This window comes from Roseateles sp. P4_D2, assembly GCF_056401875.1.
Genome location: NZ_JBFUIM010000025.1, coordinates 1 through 15,271 on the forward strand (window position 1 = coordinate 1; position 15,271 = coordinate 15,271).

The 15,271-nt window shown below is 68.5% G+C and carries 14 protein-coding genes and 1 pseudogene; 7 read left to right on the forward strand and 8 right to left on the reverse strand.

Annotated elements, in window-relative coordinates; translation table 11 throughout:
• Positions 1 to 388 (forward strand): response regulator transcription factor (locus tag AC1DW0_RS28885; protein ID WP_477949477.1); only part of this gene is annotated, 388 nt, incomplete at its 5' end.
• Here AC1DW0_RS28885 and AC1DW0_RS28890 read toward each other — a convergent pair.
• Complete coding sequence (locus AC1DW0_RS28890) at positions 355 to 1,035, reverse strand: hemerythrin domain-containing protein (protein ID WP_477949479.1); 681 nt, start codon at positions 1,033 to 1,035, stop codon at positions 355 to 357. The two genes, AC1DW0_RS28885 and AC1DW0_RS28890, sit on opposite strands and share 34 nt — an antisense overlap.
• Positions 1,036 to 1,327: 292 nt before the next feature.
• Between AC1DW0_RS28890 and AC1DW0_RS28895 the strand changes: the two genes are divergently transcribed.
• The gene (locus AC1DW0_RS28895) at positions 1,328 to 1,774 is read left to right on the forward strand and encodes a hypothetical protein (RefSeq protein WP_477949481.1); all 447 of its coding nucleotides are present in this window, start codon (positions 1,328 to 1,330) and stop codon (positions 1,772 to 1,774) included.
• Between the two features lie 82 nt (positions 1,775 to 1,856).
• Here the strand turns inward: AC1DW0_RS28895 and AC1DW0_RS28900 are convergent, their stop codons facing one another.
• From AC1DW0_RS28900 to AC1DW0_RS28915, 4 genes are all read right to left on the reverse strand, one after another.
• Positions 1,857 to 2,756, reverse strand: coding sequence for a hypothetical protein (locus AC1DW0_RS28900; protein WP_477949483.1), 900 nt, complete (start codon positions 2,754 to 2,756; stop codon positions 1,857 to 1,859).
• 375 nt (positions 2,757 to 3,131) lie between these two features.
• Positions 3,132 to 3,659 carry a YcnI family copper-binding membrane protein gene (locus tag AC1DW0_RS28905; protein ID WP_457444018.1) on the reverse strand — a complete coding sequence of 176 codons (528 nt, stop codon included), beginning with the start codon at positions 3,657 to 3,659 and terminating at the stop codon, positions 3,132 to 3,134.
• Positions 3,656 to 6,031, reverse strand: coding sequence for a TonB-dependent receptor (locus AC1DW0_RS28910; RefSeq protein WP_477949485.1), 2,376 nt, complete (start codon positions 6,029 to 6,031; stop codon positions 3,656 to 3,658). Before AC1DW0_RS28910 ends, AC1DW0_RS28905 begins: the two co-directional genes overlap by 4 nt.
• 84 nt (positions 6,032 to 6,115) lie before the next feature.
• A complete protein-coding gene (locus AC1DW0_RS28915) occupies positions 6,116 to 6,505 on the reverse strand; it encodes a DUF2946 family protein (RefSeq protein WP_457323496.1) in 390 nt (129 codons plus the stop codon).
• Positions 6,506 to 6,594: 89 nt separating this feature from the next.
• Between AC1DW0_RS28915 and AC1DW0_RS28920 the strand changes: the two genes are divergently transcribed.
• Entirely contained in the window at positions 6,595 to 7,128 is a 534-nt protein-coding gene (locus tag AC1DW0_RS28920; RefSeq protein ID WP_477949487.1) for a TlpA family protein disulfide reductase, read from the forward strand.
• A gap of 18 nt (positions 7,129 to 7,146) precedes the next feature.
• On the opposite strand, the gene AC1DW0_RS28925 is transcribed toward AC1DW0_RS28920, so the two are convergent.
• Genes AC1DW0_RS28925 through puuE form a run of 3 tightly spaced genes read right to left on the reverse strand, consistent with a single transcriptional unit; the run spans position 7,147 to position 11,080 of the window.
• Positions 7,147 to 8,373: an ArgE/DapE family deacylase gene (locus tag AC1DW0_RS28925; RefSeq protein WP_477949489.1), complete on the reverse strand. Its 1,227-nt coding sequence runs from the start codon at positions 8,371 to 8,373 to the stop codon at positions 7,147 to 7,149.
• Positions 8,370 to 10,118 (reverse strand): 2-oxo-4-hydroxy-4-carboxy-5-ureidoimidazoline decarboxylase, encoded by a 1,749-nt coding sequence (gene uraD / locus AC1DW0_RS28930; protein WP_477949491.1) that lies wholly within the window; start codon positions 10,116 to 10,118, stop codon positions 8,370 to 8,372. Before uraD ends, AC1DW0_RS28925 begins: the two co-directional genes overlap by 4 nt.
• On the reverse strand, positions 10,115 to 11,080 hold the full coding sequence (puuE, locus tag AC1DW0_RS28935) for an allantoinase PuuE (protein ID WP_477949493.1): 966 nt from the start codon (positions 11,078 to 11,080) through the stop codon (positions 10,115 to 10,117). Before puuE ends, uraD begins: the two co-directional genes overlap by 4 nt.
• A 32-nt stretch (positions 11,081 to 11,112) precedes the next feature.
• Here puuE and uraH point away from each other — a divergent pair, with 32 nt between their 5' ends.
• The 4 genes and pseudogenes from uraH to AC1DW0_RS28955 all read left to right on the forward strand — a co-directional run bounded on the left by uraH (position 11,113) and on the right by AC1DW0_RS28955 (position 15,271).
• Entirely contained in the window at positions 11,113 to 11,466 is a 354-nt protein-coding gene (gene uraH / locus AC1DW0_RS28940) for a hydroxyisourate hydrolase (protein WP_056192733.1), read from the forward strand.
• A complete protein-coding gene (xdhC, locus tag AC1DW0_RS28945; RefSeq protein ID WP_235531815.1) occupies positions 11,456 to 12,223 on the forward strand; it encodes a xanthine dehydrogenase accessory protein XdhC in 768 nt (255 codons plus the stop codon). Before uraH ends, xdhC begins: the two co-directional genes overlap by 11 nt.
• 352 nt (positions 12,224 to 12,575) lie before the next feature.
• Positions 12,576 to 13,961 (forward strand): annotated as a pseudogene (locus tag AC1DW0_RS28950) (methyl-accepting chemotaxis protein); the annotation flags it as partial.
• A 131-nt stretch (positions 13,962 to 14,092) separates the two neighbouring features.
• A complete protein-coding gene (locus AC1DW0_RS28955) occupies positions 14,093 to 15,271 on the forward strand; it encodes a urate hydroxylase PuuD (RefSeq protein WP_457393637.1) in 1,179 nt (392 codons plus the stop codon).

A 15,271-nucleotide genomic window follows, 5' to 3' on the forward strand; every position in this document is an offset into this window, starting at 1 on the left:
GGCCCGGCGCGAGCCCGGCGGCCTGCTTTGGGCCGTGCCGAAGCTGCTGCAGATGGCGGGCGAGGACTGGGGCGACCTGCTCGACCCGGTCGACCTCGCCCGGCTGCGCGGCTGGGCTGAAGCCGTGCGGCCGGCCACGCGGGTGGTGGTCGAAGCTGCCGCCGTTTCCGGGGACGACCGGCTCTCGCAGCGCGAGGCCGAAGTCATCGCCCAGATCGCCGCCGGCGCCAGCAACAAGCACATCGCCCGCGCGCTGGACCTGAGCCCCCACACCGTCAAGCGGCATGTGGCCAACATCCTCGACAAGCTGGGCCTGAACTCACGCGGCGAGGCGGCCGCGTGGTGGAACCAGCGTCAGATGGCCACCAGGCCCGGCACGCTGGCCTGACCCAGCGCCCGGCACAGCTTGGCCCAGGCCGTGTCGTTGAGCAGCGCGCGCGCCGAGGCCAGCACCGGCGCCTGAACCGGCGGCGGCAGGCTGCCGATGACAAGGGCGCGCTCAGCCGGCGTCAAGGCCGGGATCATCCAGCGCAGCGTCTCGCTCATCTCGCGCGGGCCGATGCTGGCCAGGAGGCGGTGGTGGATGTCGAGCAGTTCGGCGTCGCTGTAGGCGGCCCACAGCGCCAGGTTGTGGCGGCTCTCCTCCACGCCCATGTGCTCGAGGTTGTGGGCCACGAAGGCCGCGAAGCGGCGGTACAGGCGCTGGGCGGCGCTCGCTGACGGCATGGCGCGCAGCGCGGCGGACTCGGCGCGCAGGCCGGCGATGGCGTCCAGGTGCTCCTCGTGCTCGACCTCGATGGCCGCGCTGGCCCCCGCGCGGCGGGCTTCGATGGCGGGGTGGACGAACTCGTTCTCCTTGTCGAGATGGTGCCGGGCGGCATCCAGCAACGCGTCGAGCTGGCCCAGGCTGGCGGCCAGCTCGAGCGGGTCGTCGACATCGAGGCGGCTCAGCTGCTGCAGTGTGTCGCTCATGAACAGGCGCAAAGCCTTGTGGATATGGGCGTAGAGGTCCAGGCGCGGGGGGAGGGTGGTCATGGTGAAGGCTCCGTTTGAGCCGGCGTGATGGGGCCGGATGCGCCGCAGTGTTCCGGCCGGCGTCGCGGTTGCCATCGCGCTGATGGGCCATGCCCGACGGGCCATCGGTCGTGGCTCGTCGCATGGCTCTTCGGGGCGATGGCAGGGCCCGGCCTGCTCGGCAAAGTGCGATCCATGCAACGCCTCGACCTCGTCCTTCTGCTCAGCACTGCCGCACCGGCGGCGCGCGCCGAGCTGCCCCGGGCGCATCGAGCGTGTCTCTGTCCCGTTGATCCTTTTCCAGGAGATCCTCATGAAGCGTTTTGATTCCTCTTCTGCCCCACTCAGCCTGAGCTGGGCCATCGTCACCGCTCTGGGCTTGGTGGCCGCCGGTGTGCTGGTCCTGCCCGCCGAGGCTCATGCCGCCGCGTCGCCTTGTGACGACAAGGCGACACTGCAACGCCGGCTGGATGACTTCGATTCGCGCTGGAATGCCAGCGACGCCTGGGGCCTGACGGCCCAGTTCACGATGGACGGCAGCTTGGGCGCTGCCGGTGAGCCGGGCCGCGTGGCGGTCTACCGCGAACTCATCGAGCGTCTGGGCCGCTCGCCGCAGCAGCGCAAGACGCGCCTGCTGCGTGCCACCGACGTCGGCCAGGCTTGCCTGGTGGACGTGCAGGTGCGCAGCGGCGAACGCAGCGAGGCTGGCTTGTTCCTGCTGGCGCCGTCGGCCGAGGGCGGCATCGTCGCGATGCGCTGAGGCGCGCACCCGGGCTGGGAGCGTGGGCGGCCTGCTTGCGTCTCAAAGGCAAATTGCCTTGTCGGCGTGAGGTCGTCGTTGCCTACTTCGCCTTCGCTGGCCAGCGCCGGAAGTCGTACCAGAGCTCCGGACGTTCGGCAGGCGTGGCAGTGCCGGGCGTGAGCAGCGGATTGGTGAGATCGATCACCACGCGCTCATGCAGGCGCGCACGGCGTAACCGTTCGCCGAAGTAGCGCTCAAAGAGCTTGTCAAAGCTGCCATCGGCCATCGCCTGGTTCAGTCCGCGCTCGATGTCGGCGGCGAGCTTCGTGGCCTTGCGGTTCACCATGAAGTAGGCGTCATAGGGGTAGTGCAGCACCACGTGCGACTCCACCTCGAAGCGGTCCGAGCGCTCCTCCAGTTCATCCCAGACCTCGGTCAACCCACGGGGAAAGTAGTCGAATCGTTCTCCCTGCAGCATGTTGAAGAGCGCCAGATAGGCCGAGCCAGCCACGACCGGAATGCCGTTGGCACGCAGGATCTCGGTGTCCGGCCAGCTCTGGCCTTGGCCTACCCGCAGTTGCTGGAGCTGCTGCAGTGAGTTGAGCGACCCAAAGCGTGCCTGATCTCCGCGCCGGATGAGGCCAATCCGCCAACCGAGCATGCCGCGATTGACGGGGATGCGGATCGCCAGCAGGCGGGCTTCGCGCTCGGGCGAGGCGGGAATGGGCGCGACGTCGATCATGCGCCCCGCCTCCAACTCAAGGACCTGGCGCTCCTGGTTCATGGTGACACCCGCATGCTCGATCCGGTACTCGGTGCCGCAGCGCGCCAACGCCAGCGCCAGCAATTGATCGGCGTAGACCGACCGACGGTCTTCCCGAACCTCGGGGCGCGGGATGCGCACGACCTCGACGGCTGCCGCAGCCTGCACCGCCGCCGCAAACCACAGTGCCGCGCAGAATCGAGCGAGCACTGTCATGAAGAACTCCTGCTGCTGCAACAGGTTGCGATGCTACCGGTCAGTCCCCAGAAGGCCGCCGGTGCACGCCGAGTGGCGTTTGCATGCAGGCAAAGTAAAGCCCCGAGCGGCCAAGGCCGTTCGGGGCGAAAGAGCGCTTCACGCCGCCCGGGACGCACCCCGGAGGGGCGTAGGGCTGCGGCGTGGATCACAGCGCAGGTGGCCTGGCAGGGCGACACCGGGAGGTGACGCAGTCGGGCCCGAATCTCGTGCTTTCATGGTCGCGGGCGGCTCGCGTGCCGCCTCGCCAGGGGCCGCAACGTTGCCGGGGGCCATGCACTGGTGACGGGCTGAATCATCGGCGCAGCGGCCTGCGACAAAGCCGCGATCAGCCGGGATCGACCCGGCTTTTTCGGCTCAGTGACTGTGAGCCTCGGTACGGGCGGGCAGCACCTTCAACCTGACGGACGGTGCGCGCGGCTTGGGGTTGGCGGCGCTCGGCAGCTCGGCCCAGTTCCACTCGCCCTGGGTGCAGACCTGGCGCACGGCAAAGGCCAGTTCGCCCGGCTCGGCTGGCAGGGACACGCGCAGCACGAACTCGTCGTACCAGGCGTCCTGCACATAGTTGGCCTCGCCATTGGCCACCCAGCGTGCCTCGGCCAGTTCGTCGGTGACGGCCTTGCCGTGGCTGTCGTAGGGGACTTTCAGCGGCCGCTGCTTGGTGGTCAGCGTCCAGCCGGCTTTGGGCATGGGCTTGGCGCCGCGCAAGCCCTCAGGCAGGGTCACGACGATTTCCTTCGTCGCCGCGCCGCCCTCGCAGCCGTGCCCGACCTTGAAGACGGCGCGGTAGCTGCTGCCGGCCGGGGCCTCGGGCTGCTCCAGCGTGATGTGGGCCTGGGCGGTGCCGGCGACGGCAAGCAGAGTGGCGGTGAGGTATGTCTTCATAGATCGAATTTCAGCTCGGCCGAGTAGCTGCGCTGCGGGTAGGGGTGGAAGTTCCAGTATTGATAGTCGTTCAGGTTGTCGATGCCGACGGCGGCGCTCCACTGGCGGTCAATCTTCCACAGCACGCGCAGATCGGCCGTCGCATATTTGCTGACGCCCATGTAGGCAAAGCCGTTCACGTCGGCATTGTTGAGTGTGCGGTACTGGCGGCCGCTGTAGCGGGCCGCGAGGCTGGCGCTCCAGTGTTCGTCGAAGCGCCAGGCTGCCAGGGCGGTGGCGCGCCAGTACGGGATGTTGGGCTGCCAACGCCCCAGGGTGTCGCCCGGCGTTGCGACAAAGCCGCTGTTGGCCTTGATCCTGGAGTCGGTGTAGGTCGCGCTGGCCGACAGGTCCAGGCCCTTGAGCAGCCAGTCGTTGGCGGCGAGCGTGGCCTCCAAGCCGGTCGTGCCTATCTTGTCGATGTTCTGCACGCGGCTGACGTTCCTGTTGGCCGCCGGGTCGAAGAGGGCCTGCGAGTACAGCGAATCGCGGGTTGTCTCGGCGAACAGCGTGAGGCGCGACTGCAGCGGTCCCCAGGTGGCTTCAGCGCTCAGCTCGGCCGTCCAGGACTTCTCGGGCTTGAGGTTGGGGTCGTTGATGTACGCCGAGTTCGTCGTCGACGTGGCGCCATACAGCTCGGCCACGGTGGGCATGCGAACGGCCCGGCCGACGGAGGCCTTGAGCACGGTGTCGGCCGTGGCCTGCCAGGACAGGGCCGCCTTGGGTGACAGGAAGCTCTCGCTGCGCGCGGCATAGGCCTGGCCGGCCGTGGCCGAGAAGTCCGTGCGTCCGTCGTGGGCCTGCCAGGCTTCAGCGCGCAGGCCCAGCACGGCCTTCCAGTCGGGGGTGATCAGCCAGGCGTCCTGGCCGTAGGCGGCCTGCAGGCGCGTCCTGCCGCGCACGTTGCTGGCCAGCGCGCCGGGGCCGTCAGCGAGGTAGTTGCCGGTGATGTTGGACGTCAGGTAGCTGAGCCGGTAGCTGTCCTGCTGCAGGCCGAGGTCGACGACGTGGTCGGTCCCCGCGGGGCGCCAGATGCCCTTGAGGGCGAGGGTGTTCCAGCCGGTGCCGCTGCCGTCGGCCAGCGTGCCCGCGCCGCCCGTCCGAGCGCCCGGCCGCGGGTTGCTTGCGGCGTTCTGGCGCTTGTCGTCCTTGCGATAGTCGTAAAGGCTGGCCGCGGCTTCCCAGTCCCATTCACCGCCGCTGCGGCTCTTGACCGACAGGCCGTGCATGACGTGCAGCAGCTGCTCGCGCGTCAACGGGAAGTCGCCACCAGTCGGCGCGGTGAGCTGCTTGCCATCGATGACGACAGGCCCCGAATAGACGGGCTTGCCGCTCGCGTCGCGCAGCCAGCTCTCTGAATTGCCGTCTGAATCGTTGTGCCAGACGCCCATCACATAGCTGGCGCGCAGCGTGGGGCTGAGCTCATAAGCCAGCTTGAGCTTCACGTGGTCCTGCCGGGTGCTGTATTGCGTGGCCGAGCCCAGCAGATACCAGGGCTGGCCATTGCTGTTGGGCACCAGCACGGCGCCCGTCACCGGGGTACCGTTGGTGACCACGGTGCCCGTGCTGGCCAGGCGGTTGGCGAAGGTCAGCGGCTGGCCGTCGCTGTCGGTGCGGTTCACGTTGAGCCACCAGCTGAGGTCGCCGGCGCGGTCGCCTACCGAGGCGCTGGCCTGCCGGGCGCGGTAGTTGGCCTTGGTGCCATAGAGCTCGAAGGGCTGGGACACATAGCCCAGCTTGGCATGGGCCTCGAACTGGGTCGGCATGCGCGTCACGTAGTCGACGACGGCGCCGGCCGAGTTGCCGGGGTAGGCGGCCGAGAAGGGCCCGTACATGACGTCGACGCGCTCGATCTCCTCCGGCGTCACCAATCCCCAGCGCGGCGGGAAGGACAGGCCGCCGACGCCGTTGCCCAGATAGTTGGACAGCAGCATGCCGTCCGCGTAGACGGCCGAGCGTGCGCTGTTACCGGTGCCCGAGGCGCGGCTGGACAGGATGGCGTGGTTGTAGTCGCCGATGTAGCGCTTGCGCACCAGCAGGCTGGGCAGGTACTTCAGCGCGTCTTCCGAGTCGGTCGCGTTGATGCTGCGCGCAATGTCTTCGCGCGTGACGGTTTCTCGAGTCGTTGGGATGTTGGTGGGCAGGGAGCTGGGTGCAACACCCTGCACGCGGACGAGGTCGAGCTTGTTGCGCGGCGTCGGCGTGTCGGGGTCTGCGGCGGCAACTTGGGCCGGAGATGAGGCGTCGTCGCAGTCGTCACAGGCCTGCGCGGCTGGCCCCACGGACAGGACGACGCAAGCGGCGGCCGCGCGCGCAAGGGTGGATTTCTTCATGGAAGGGCTGGATCTGGGTCGCGCCGGCGCCCGGTGCGGGCGCCGGCAAAACGCCGGGCCTTGATGGCCGCGGCGGCGGATGACTCAGATCGGCCCGGGTGGGGCGCGTGCGCTGGCGGGGCGCCAGGCGTGGGCAGTGACGGGCGCGGTCCAGAAGCGCTCCGGAGCTTCCAGCACCAGGTCGTCGCGCAACCGCAGCTCGGGTGTCGCGGGAGGCTCGATGAGGTCGGCGGCGCCCAGATGGCAGGCCGGGCAATGGCCTTTGGCCAGCAGGTCCAGCGCGGCCTCAATGGGCTTGGGCTCGGCGGCATTGGCGTTGGACGCCGGCGCGCGGCAGACGTCCTGCCAGGCCGAAAAGTCGCCCCGCGCATGGGCCAGGGCGGCGCTGACGCCAGGTGCCAGCACACCCAGCAGGAACACGGCCACGAGCCACCAGACGTGGCGGCGGGCGCGGGCATGCGTCGGGGCTGACATGGGGGGATTCTAGGTGGCAGCGCCTGCGCGCAGAATGGGGCCACCGCGGCCTAACGCGCCGGACACAGGGAAGCGAGATGAAGCAATGCATGAACAGGCGCGGCCTGCTGACCTGGGCTGGATGCCTGGCCGTGGGCGGCGCGCGGGCCGACGAGCCGGCCAAGCCCAAGCCTACCCGGCCGCCGCTGGAGCGCGTGGCGCCTGACGCTCCACTGGGCCGCCTGCTTGATGGCAAGGAGCCCCGGCTGTCCGACTACGAGGGCAAGGTGGTCGTCGTTAACTTCTGGGCTTCGTGGTGCGGCTATTGCCGCGAAGAATTCCCCTATCTGGACCGGCTGCAGCGGGCCGCTGCCGACCGGCTGCAGGTCGTGTCGGTCAACACGGAGGAGCGCGATGTCTTTCGCAAGCTCTCCCGCGCGCTGGCCGAGCATGTGCAGCTGACGTTGAGCTACGACCCGACCCAGGCCTGCCAGAAGGCTTTCGAGGCGCCGGGCTCGCTGCCCTACACCGTTGTGCTGCGGCGCGACCGCAGCGTCGCGGGCATCAAGACCGGTTGGGGCGAGAGCAGCCTCAAAAGCTTGGTCGACACCGTCAACGCGGCGCTGGTGGCAGGGCCTGCCTGATCCGGTGCCGCCGCCGCGTCACGCGGCAAGCAGCTCGGCCAGCGCCCGTGCCACCACCTGGGTCGCGCGCCTCAGGTCGTCCAGCACCAGGTGCTCGTCCGCGCGCTTGGCATTGCTCTCAAGCACCGTGCGCGGCCCGGCGCCGTAGATGGCGGCCGGGATGCCGTGGGCCGTGTACAGGCGCACATCGGTGTACAGCGGCGTGCCCGAGGTCGGGATGGCCTCGCCGAACACCGCCTCGCCATGCTTCTGCAGCGCGGCGATGAGGGGCGCGGCGCCGGGCAGTGGTTTCATGGAGTTGGCGAGCAGCAGGCGCTTGATGTCCAGCTTGATGCCGGGGCTCTGGGCCACCGTGTTCTCGATCAGCGCGCGCACTTCCGCCTCGACGGCGGCCGGGTCCTCCTCGGGAATCATGCGGCGGTCCAGCTTGATGACGACCTTGCCGGGCACGACATTGGTGTTGCTGCCGCCTTCGATGCGGCCGACGTTCAGGTAGGGGTGGGTGATGCCAGCCACCTCGGAGCGGCGCATCTTCAGCACGTCGTTGTGCGCGTAGAGGGCCGTCAGCAGTTTGTTGGCGGCCTGCAGCGCGTCGATGCCGGTGCTCGGATAGGCCGCGTGCGAGGCCAGGCCGTGCAGGGTCACTTCCATCTGCAGGCAGCCGTTGTGGGCGGTGACGACCTGGTAGCTGAAGCCGGCGGCGATCAGGTAGTCGGGCTTGGTCAGGCCGTGCCTGAGCAGCCAGCCGGGGCCGAGTTCGCCACCGAATTCCTCGTCGTAAGTGAAGTGCAGCTCGACGGCGCCCTTCAGCGGCAGGCCCGAGTTCTTGAGAGCCAGCAGCGCGAAGGTGTAGGTCGCGAAGTCGCTCTTGCTGACGGCGGACGCGCGGCCATAGAGCTTGCCGTCGACGATCTCGGCGCCGTACGGCTCATGCGTCCAACCTTCGCCCGGGGGCACCACGTCGCCGTGGGCGTTGAGCGCAATCGTCGGGCCGTCCTCGCTGAAGCGATGGCGCACGATCAGGTTGGTGACGGACTGCATGCCGGCCGCATGCACCTCGGCGGCGGGCACGGTGTGCTTCTCTGCCTCGAAGCCCAGTTCCGCCAGCAGCTCGGCCGTGCGGTAGGCGTGCGGCGCGTTGTTGCCGGGCGGGGTGTCGGTGGGGATGCGGACGAGGGTCTGGAGGAAGCGGACTTCGTCGTCGAAGTTCTCGCTGATCCAGGCATCAATGCGGTTCTGAGTCATAGGGTATCGATCAAACGTTCAAATGCCCGGATGGACAGGTCGGCGTCATCTACCGTCACCGACTCCAACGGGTTGTGGCTGATGCCGCCATTGCCGCCGCGCACGAACAGCATGGCCTGCGGCAACAGCTCGTGCAGCTTCATCGCGTCATGGCCGGCGCCAGAGGGCAGGCGGTGGATGGGCAGGCCCAGCCCGGTGACGGCGGCCTCCCAGCGCATCTGCCAGGCCGCATCGCTCGGCGCCGCGTTGGCGGCCAACGTCGGCTGCAGTGTGAAGCTCAGGCCGCGGCGCAGGCAGATCTCCTCGAGCTTGGCGCGCACGTCGGCGTCGAGTGCGTCGCGGGCTGTGTCGGTCGTTGCGCGCAGGTCGAGGCTGAAACGGCAGCGACCGGGGATGACGTTGATGGAGCCAGAAGGCACTTCCAGCATGCCGACCGTGCCGACGACGTCCGGCACCGCTGCGGCCCGCTGTTCCGTGAACAGGATCAGCTCGGCCACGCCCGCCGCGGCGTCGCGGCGTTGGCCCATGGGCGTTGTGCCGGCGTGGCTGGCCAGGCCGATGATCTCGCCGGTGTAGCGGCGGCTGCCGTTGATGCTGGTGACGATGCCCAGGGGCAGGTCCAGGCTGTCGAGCACCGGGCCTTGCTCGATGTGGACTTCGACAAAGCCGAGGTAGCGCGACGGGTCGCGCTTGACCGTCTGGATAGCCTGCGCCGTGCCCGGCAGCCCGGCGGCCTGCATCGCATCCCGCAGCGTGATGCCGGCGGCGTCGGTCTGGTCCAGCCAGGCGGGTTGGAAGGCGCCGATCAGCGCGCTCGAGCCGAGAAAGTCCGCCGGGTAGCGTTGACCCTCTTCCTCGGAGAAGCCCACAACCTCGAGGCCAAAGGGCAGACGCTTGCCGGCGCGATGCAGCTCGCGCACGACCAGTATGGGCACAAAGATGCCCAGCCGCCCATCGAAGCGGCCGGCGCGGCGCACGGTGTCGTAGTGGCTGCCGGTCAGCAACCGCTTGTCGGCGCTCGTGCCGTTGTAGACGCCCACGACATTGCCGACCGCATCGCGGCTGACCTCGTCAAAGCCGCAGTCGCGCATCCACGTCATGAGTTGCTCGGCGACGGCTGTGTGCGTGGGCGTGGCGTAGGTGCAGGTCAGGAAATCCTCGGCCTCGCTGTGAACGGCCAATTGGGCGGCCCAGTCCCACAGCTGCTCGCCCAGCTCGGGCCGAACGCCGAACTTGTCGTTGAGCCGGATCTCCGCAATGCGATGGATCTGGCGCAGGCACTCGGCGCGCTCAACGTCGGGGTGGGAACGCAGCCGTCGCTCGAAGGTCGCAATGATCTCGGTGCGCGTGAAGCCGGTGCCGCGCGGGCCCCGCACCGCCAGGATGAAGGGAAAGCCAAACCGCTCGTTGTACTTCGCATTGAGCAGTTGGAGCTTCTCGAACTCCTCGGGCGTGCAGGCCGTCAGCCCGGCTTTCTGCTGCTCGTTCGTCGACTCGGCCGTCAGCTTGCCGGCGACGGCGGCCTTGCCGGCCAGCTCGGGATGGGCGCGGATCAGGCCGAGCTGTTCATCCACCGTCGCTTCGCGTACGACACGGGCCAGCGCGACCTTCAGCGCAGCCAGCGACTTGAACGGGCGTGCCGCGGCAGCGCGCTCGGCGATCCAGGGGGAGTGTTCGTAGGTGCCGTCCAGCAGCGCGACAAAGTCCGCGGCGCTGGCGTTGTTGAGGTCGTCGAGTTTCATCATTCCCAGACGAAGGCCGTCTTGGCGTCAAAGGGGTGAACGGTTTTCCAGTGTCGCGCGATGTCCAGCCGCCGGCAGACCCAGACGCGGTCATGCGCCTCGATGTGGTCCAGGAACTTCTGCAGGGCCCGCATGCGGCCCGGGCGGCCGAGCAGGCGGCAGTGCATGCCGATGCTCATCATCTTCGGGCTGTCGGCGCCCTCGGCATAGAGCACATCGAAGCTGTCACGCAGGTATTCGAAGAAGGGCTCGCCATGGCTGAAGCCCTGAGGCAGGGCGAAGCGCATGTCGTTGCAGTCCAGCGTGTAGGGCACGACGAGGTGCGGCGCCAGCTCGCCATTGGTCTTCCTGACCTGCAGCCAGAAGGGCAGGTCGTCGCCGTAGTAGTCGCTGTCGTAGTCGAAGCCGCCGAAATCGGCCGCCAGGCGGCGGGTGTTGGGGCTGTCGCGGCCGGTGTACCAGCCCAGGCCATGCGGGTCACGGCCCAGCGTCAGGCGCTTGAGGCTTGCCATTGCCTGGGCCATGTGGGCGCGCTCGGTGTCCTCGTCGATGTTCTGGTAGTGCACCCAGCGCCAGCCGTGGGAGGCGATCTCGTGGTTGAGCTCGACGAAGGCCTGGGTCACTTCGGGCGAGCGCTCCAGCGCCATGCCCACGCCGAAGATCGTCAACGGCAGCGCGCGCTGCTCGAACTCCTTCAGCAGCCGCCACACGCCCACGCGCGAGCCGTACTCGTAGATGCTTTCCATGCTCAGGTGCCGCGCCGGGAAGCTGGGCGGGTTGGCCATCTCGGACAGGAACTGCTCGCTGCCGGCGTCACCATGCAGCACGGAGTTCTCGCCGCCCTCTTCGTAGTTGAGGACGAACTGCACGGCCACCCGGGCGCTGCCGGGCCATTGCGCGTGGGGCGGGTTCTCGCCATAGCCGACGAGGTCGCGGGGATACCGGGGCTGATGGGGCGTGCTCATCCCTACACTTTGCATCAATCGACGGAGATTCCATGGGCAAGCTCACAACACATGTTCTCGACACCGCCAATGGCTGCCCCGCCGCCGGCATGGCCGTGCGCCTGTACCGCTTCGACGCCGAAGGCCCCAAATGGCTGCGCAGCCTGCACCTGAATGGGGACGGCCGCGCCGACGGCCCCCTGCTGGACGGTGCGGCCCTGACAGCGGGTCGCTACCGCCTCGTCTTCGAGGTGGCTGCGTATTTCCGCGCCCTTGGCACGGTGTTGCCGGAGCCGGCTTTTCTGGACGAGGTGCCGCTGGACTTCGGCATTGCTGATGAAGACAGCCACTACCACGTGCCGCTGCTGGCATCGCCTTGGGCTTACTCGACCTACCGTGGCAGCTGAACCGCTGATTCTCGTCACGGTCGCCCGCACCACCGGCAGCGTGCCGCGCGAGGAGGGCGCCTGGATGGCGGTGACGCCGGATGGCATCACCGGCACCGTGGGCGGAGGCCACCTGGAGTTCGACGCCATTGCCCGCGCCCGCCGGGCGCTGGATGGCGACGAACTGGAGGCGGAGGTGCGCTATCCCCTCGGCCCCAGCCTGGGCCAATGTTGCGGCGGCGTGGTCTGGCTGGCCTTCGAGCGCGTCGCAGCGGGCGAAGACCTGGCCGCCCATGTGCCCCAGCCACCGCAGCGGCCCCTGGCCTTGTTTGGCGCCGGCCATGTCGGCCTGGCCATCGCCCACATCGCCCGCGACCTGCCGCTTGCGCTGCACTGGATCGACAGCCGCGAGGGTCAGTTTCCCGACGAACCGCCCGAGCGCGGCTGGCGCCAGGAGGTCTGTGATCCAGCGGCCGATGCTGTCGACGATCTCTCCCCTGGTTCGGCCGTCCTCGTCATGAGCCACAACCATGCCGAGGACTTCGAGATCATTGCCGCCTGCCTGAGGCGCCAGCGCGAGCGGGGCGACCTGGTCTTCATCGGCATGATCGGCAGCCGCACCAAATGGGCGAGCTTTCGTCAACGGCTGGAGGCCCGTGGCTTCACCGAGACCGACCTGGCTCGCGTCGTCTGCCCCATCGGGGTGCCCGGCGTGGCGGGCAAACAGCCGGCGGTCATCGCAATTGCGGCGTTGGCACAGGTTCTTGCATTGCCGTGAACTAAATCGCGGCACGCGGTGTTACAACGCCGGCGTCGAGCTTTCGGCACCTTCGGATGCAGCCAATACTCCCGGGCTGCAGGATCAATTTTGCTGTTTGCACTCATGCGCCCCGACACGGAGATTTTGATGGCCCAACCCGTTCTTTCGACGCCGGCGGCGGCGCCTGCTGCGGTAGGCGCGTGCACGAAGAATTGACATGGCGTTGAACGAGAAGCGGGCCGGACTGTCGACCGCGCACAAGCTTGGGTTGGCCTTCGGCTGGCTGGTCATGCTGACGGTGGCGCTCGGCGTGGCGGCGCTGCAATCGCTGGGGCAGGCACTCATCTGGAGCCTGCTGATCACCAGCCTCCTGTCCGTCGTGGCGCTGGCCGTCGTGCTGTCGCGTGCGCTGCTGCGCGAGCTGGGCGGCGAGCCGCGCGTCGTGGCGCAGCAACTGCAGTATGTTGCCCAAGGTGACCTGACCCACCACGTGCCCGTCAAACCCGGCGACCAGGCCAGCGTGATGGCGGGTCTGGCGCAGATGCAGCAGCGGCTCATCACGGTTGTCGCTCAGGTGCGCGAGGGTGCCGAGAGCGTGGCCATGGCCAGCGCCGAAATCGCCACCGGCAACACCGACCTCTCCCACCGCACCGAGTTGCAGGCCGCGGAGTTGCAGCGCACGGCGGGCGCGATGGAGACGCTACGTCAGCAGGTGCTGCTCGGTGCGGACCATGCACGCGATGCCAGCAGCGTGGCCACGACGGCTTGCGGCGTGGCCGAGCGCGGCGGTGCCGCGGTGGGCGGGGTGGTGGACACCATGCAGGCCATCAGCCACGGCTCGGCACGTATCGCCGAGATCATCGGCGTCATCGACGGCATCGCCTTCCAGACCAACATCCTGGCGCTCAATGCCGCGGTGGAGGCGGCTCGCGCGGGTGAGCAGGGCCGAGGCTTTGCGGTCGTCGCCGGCGAAGTGCGTGGCCTCGCGCAACGCAGTGCCAACGCCGCGAAGGAGATCAAGCAGCTCATTGCCGACAGCGGCGAGCAGGTGCAGCAGGGTTCGCGGCAGGTGGACGGCGCGGGCGAGACGATGCAGCAGGTGGTGGACGCCATCCAGAAGGTGGACCGCATCGTCAACGAGATCAGCGCCGCTGGCGCCGTGCAGGCCAGGCACGTGAACGACGTGGGCGAATCCGTCGTCCAGATGGACCGCAGCACGCAGCAGAACGCCGCCCTGGTGGAGCAGAGCGCCGCCGCCGCCGAAAGCCTGCGCGATCAGGCGCAGCAACTCGTCGGCGCCGTTGCGTTCTTCCGGCTGCACGCGGCCGGCAACCCCCAGGCCCTCATCGCCGACATGCAGGCGCGCCTGGCACAACTCGGTGCGCCCGAGCTCCGGGGCACTGAAACGTCAGGCGGCAAGCAGGTGCCCGGCCTTTACTTCGGCGCGCGCAAGCTGAACAACGACTACGAGCTGGTGGACGACCTCAAGCGAAAGACCGGTGCCACGGCCACGGTGTTCGTGAAGTCCGGCGACGAGTTCGTGCGCATCAGCACCAATGTGCTCACGCCCGAGGGCACGCGCGGCGTGGGTACGCCGCTGGCGCGAGCCAAGGCCTACGAGACGATCAGCCGGGGCCAGTCCTTCAGCGGCGAAGTGGAAGTGCTGGGCAAACGGTTCGATGCCTGCTACAGCCCGATCAAGGACGGCCGCGGTGCGGTGATCGGCGTGGCCTACGTCGGGTTCAAGAAGGGCTGACGCCAAGGCGCCGCTGCTGCATACACTTCCGCCCTGTCGCAGCGGTGTCGGAGGCGTTGAGCCTGCGCTGACGCGACCCCTGGGCCCCACAGCACCCGCCGTGGTGGGGCCGTGCGAGAACACCACCGCTCATGGATATCTACCTCCTCGACTGGGCCAGCCTGCTGCTGCGCTGGCTGCACGTCATCACCGTCATCGCCTGGATCGGCGCGTCCTTCTACTTCGTCTGGCTGGACAACCACCTCGTCAGGCCGACCGCCGATGACCTCAAGGCCAAGGGCGTGGACGGCGAACTCTGGGCCGTGCACGGCGGCGGCTTCTACAACCCGCAGAAGTACATGGTGGCGCCGGCCAACCTGCCGCAGGACTTGCACTGGTTCTATTGGGAGAGCTACTGGACGTGGATGAGCGGTTTTGCGCTGTTCGTCGTGCTCTACCTGTGCAATGCCAGCCAGATGCTGATCGACCCGCGCGTCCATACCTGGGGCGCGCCCTGGCAGGCCGTGGCGGCGGCGCTGGGCTTCCTGGTCGTCGGCTCGGCGGTCTATGACATCGCCTGCCAGGCCCTCGGCCGCACCAAGGATGGGCAAATCGGCAATGACGGCCGCGTGATGGCCGTCGTCGCTGCCTTTGTCGCGCTGGAAAGCTGGCTGGCCTGTCATCTCTTCGCCGGCCGCGCGGCCTTCCTGATCGTCGGCGCGACGCTGGCCACCATGATGACGGCCAACGTGGCGCACTGGATCATCCCGGGCCAGAAGAAGGTCATCGCGCAGATGCGTGCCGGCCAGAAGCCCGACCCCATCTATGGCCAGCGCGGCAAGCAGCGCAGCGTCCACAACACCTATTTCGGCCTGCCGGTGCTGATTGCCATGCTCAGCAACCACTACGGCATGCTGTACCAGCGGCCGGACAACTGGCTGGTGCTGTGCGTGTTGATGGCCGCGGGCGTGTCGATCCGCATCTTCTTCGTGAAGCGGCACAAGGGCGTGAACGGCTGGGATTCGCTGGGCCTGGCAGCGTTACTCATCGGTGGGCTCATCGTCAGAATGGCGCCCGCGCCGCAGGCCGCCGCGGCCGCGCCGGTCACGCTCGAGCAGGTTCAGGCGATCGCCGCCCAGCGTTGCCTGGCCTGCCATACCGGCGAGGTGGCGCAGAAGGGCGTGCGGCTGGATTCGGCCGAGGGCCTGAGCGCCCACAAGGCCCAGATCTACCAGCAGGTCATCGTGCAGCGCGCCATGCCGCTGAATAACGCGACCGGCCTGACGGAAGAAGAGCGCGCGTTGATCGGCCGCTGGGCTCAGCAGCCATGA

What these genes read in the sequence shown, in the direction of transcription:
- AC1DW0_RS28905 (WP_457444018.1), bottom strand. Translation starts at nt 3,659, where the DNA reads ATGAAGACATACCTCACCGCCACTCTGCTTGCCGTCGCCGGCACCGCC.
- uraH (WP_056192733.1), top strand. Translation starts at nt 11,113, where the DNA reads ATGGGCAAGCTCACAACACATGTTCTCGACACCGCCAATGGCTGCCCC.
- AC1DW0_RS28920 (WP_477949487.1), top strand. Translation starts at nt 6,595, where the DNA reads ATGAACAGGCGCGGCCTGCTGACCTGGGCTGGATGCCTGGCCGTGGGC.
- AC1DW0_RS28890 (WP_477949479.1), bottom strand. Translation starts at nt 1,035, where the DNA reads ATGACCACCCTCCCCCCGCGCCTGGACCTCTACGCCCATATCCACAAG.
- AC1DW0_RS28925 (WP_477949489.1), bottom strand. Translation starts at nt 8,373, where the DNA reads ATGACTCAGAACCGCATTGATGCCTGGATCAGCGAGAACTTCGACGAC.
- puuE (WP_477949493.1), bottom strand. Translation starts at nt 11,080, where the DNA reads ATGAGCACGCCCCATCAGCCCCGGTATCCCCGCGACCTCGTCGGCTAT.
- AC1DW0_RS28895 (WP_477949481.1), top strand. Translation starts at nt 1,328, where the DNA reads ATGAAGCGTTTTGATTCCTCTTCTGCCCCACTCAGCCTGAGCTGGGCC.
- AC1DW0_RS28915 (WP_457323496.1), bottom strand. Translation starts at nt 6,505, where the DNA reads ATGTCAGCCCCGACGCATGCCCGCGCCCGCCGCCACGTCTGGTGGCTC.
- AC1DW0_RS28955 (WP_457393637.1), top strand. Translation starts at nt 14,093, where the DNA reads ATGGATATCTACCTCCTCGACTGGGCCAGCCTGCTGCTGCGCTGGCTG.
- AC1DW0_RS28910 (WP_477949485.1), bottom strand. Translation starts at nt 6,031, where the DNA reads ATGAAGAAATCCACCCTTGCGCGCGCGGCCGCCGCTTGCGTCGTCCTG.
- uraD (WP_477949491.1), bottom strand. Translation starts at nt 10,118, where the DNA reads ATGATGAAACTCGACGACCTCAACAACGCCAGCGCCGCGGACTTTGTC.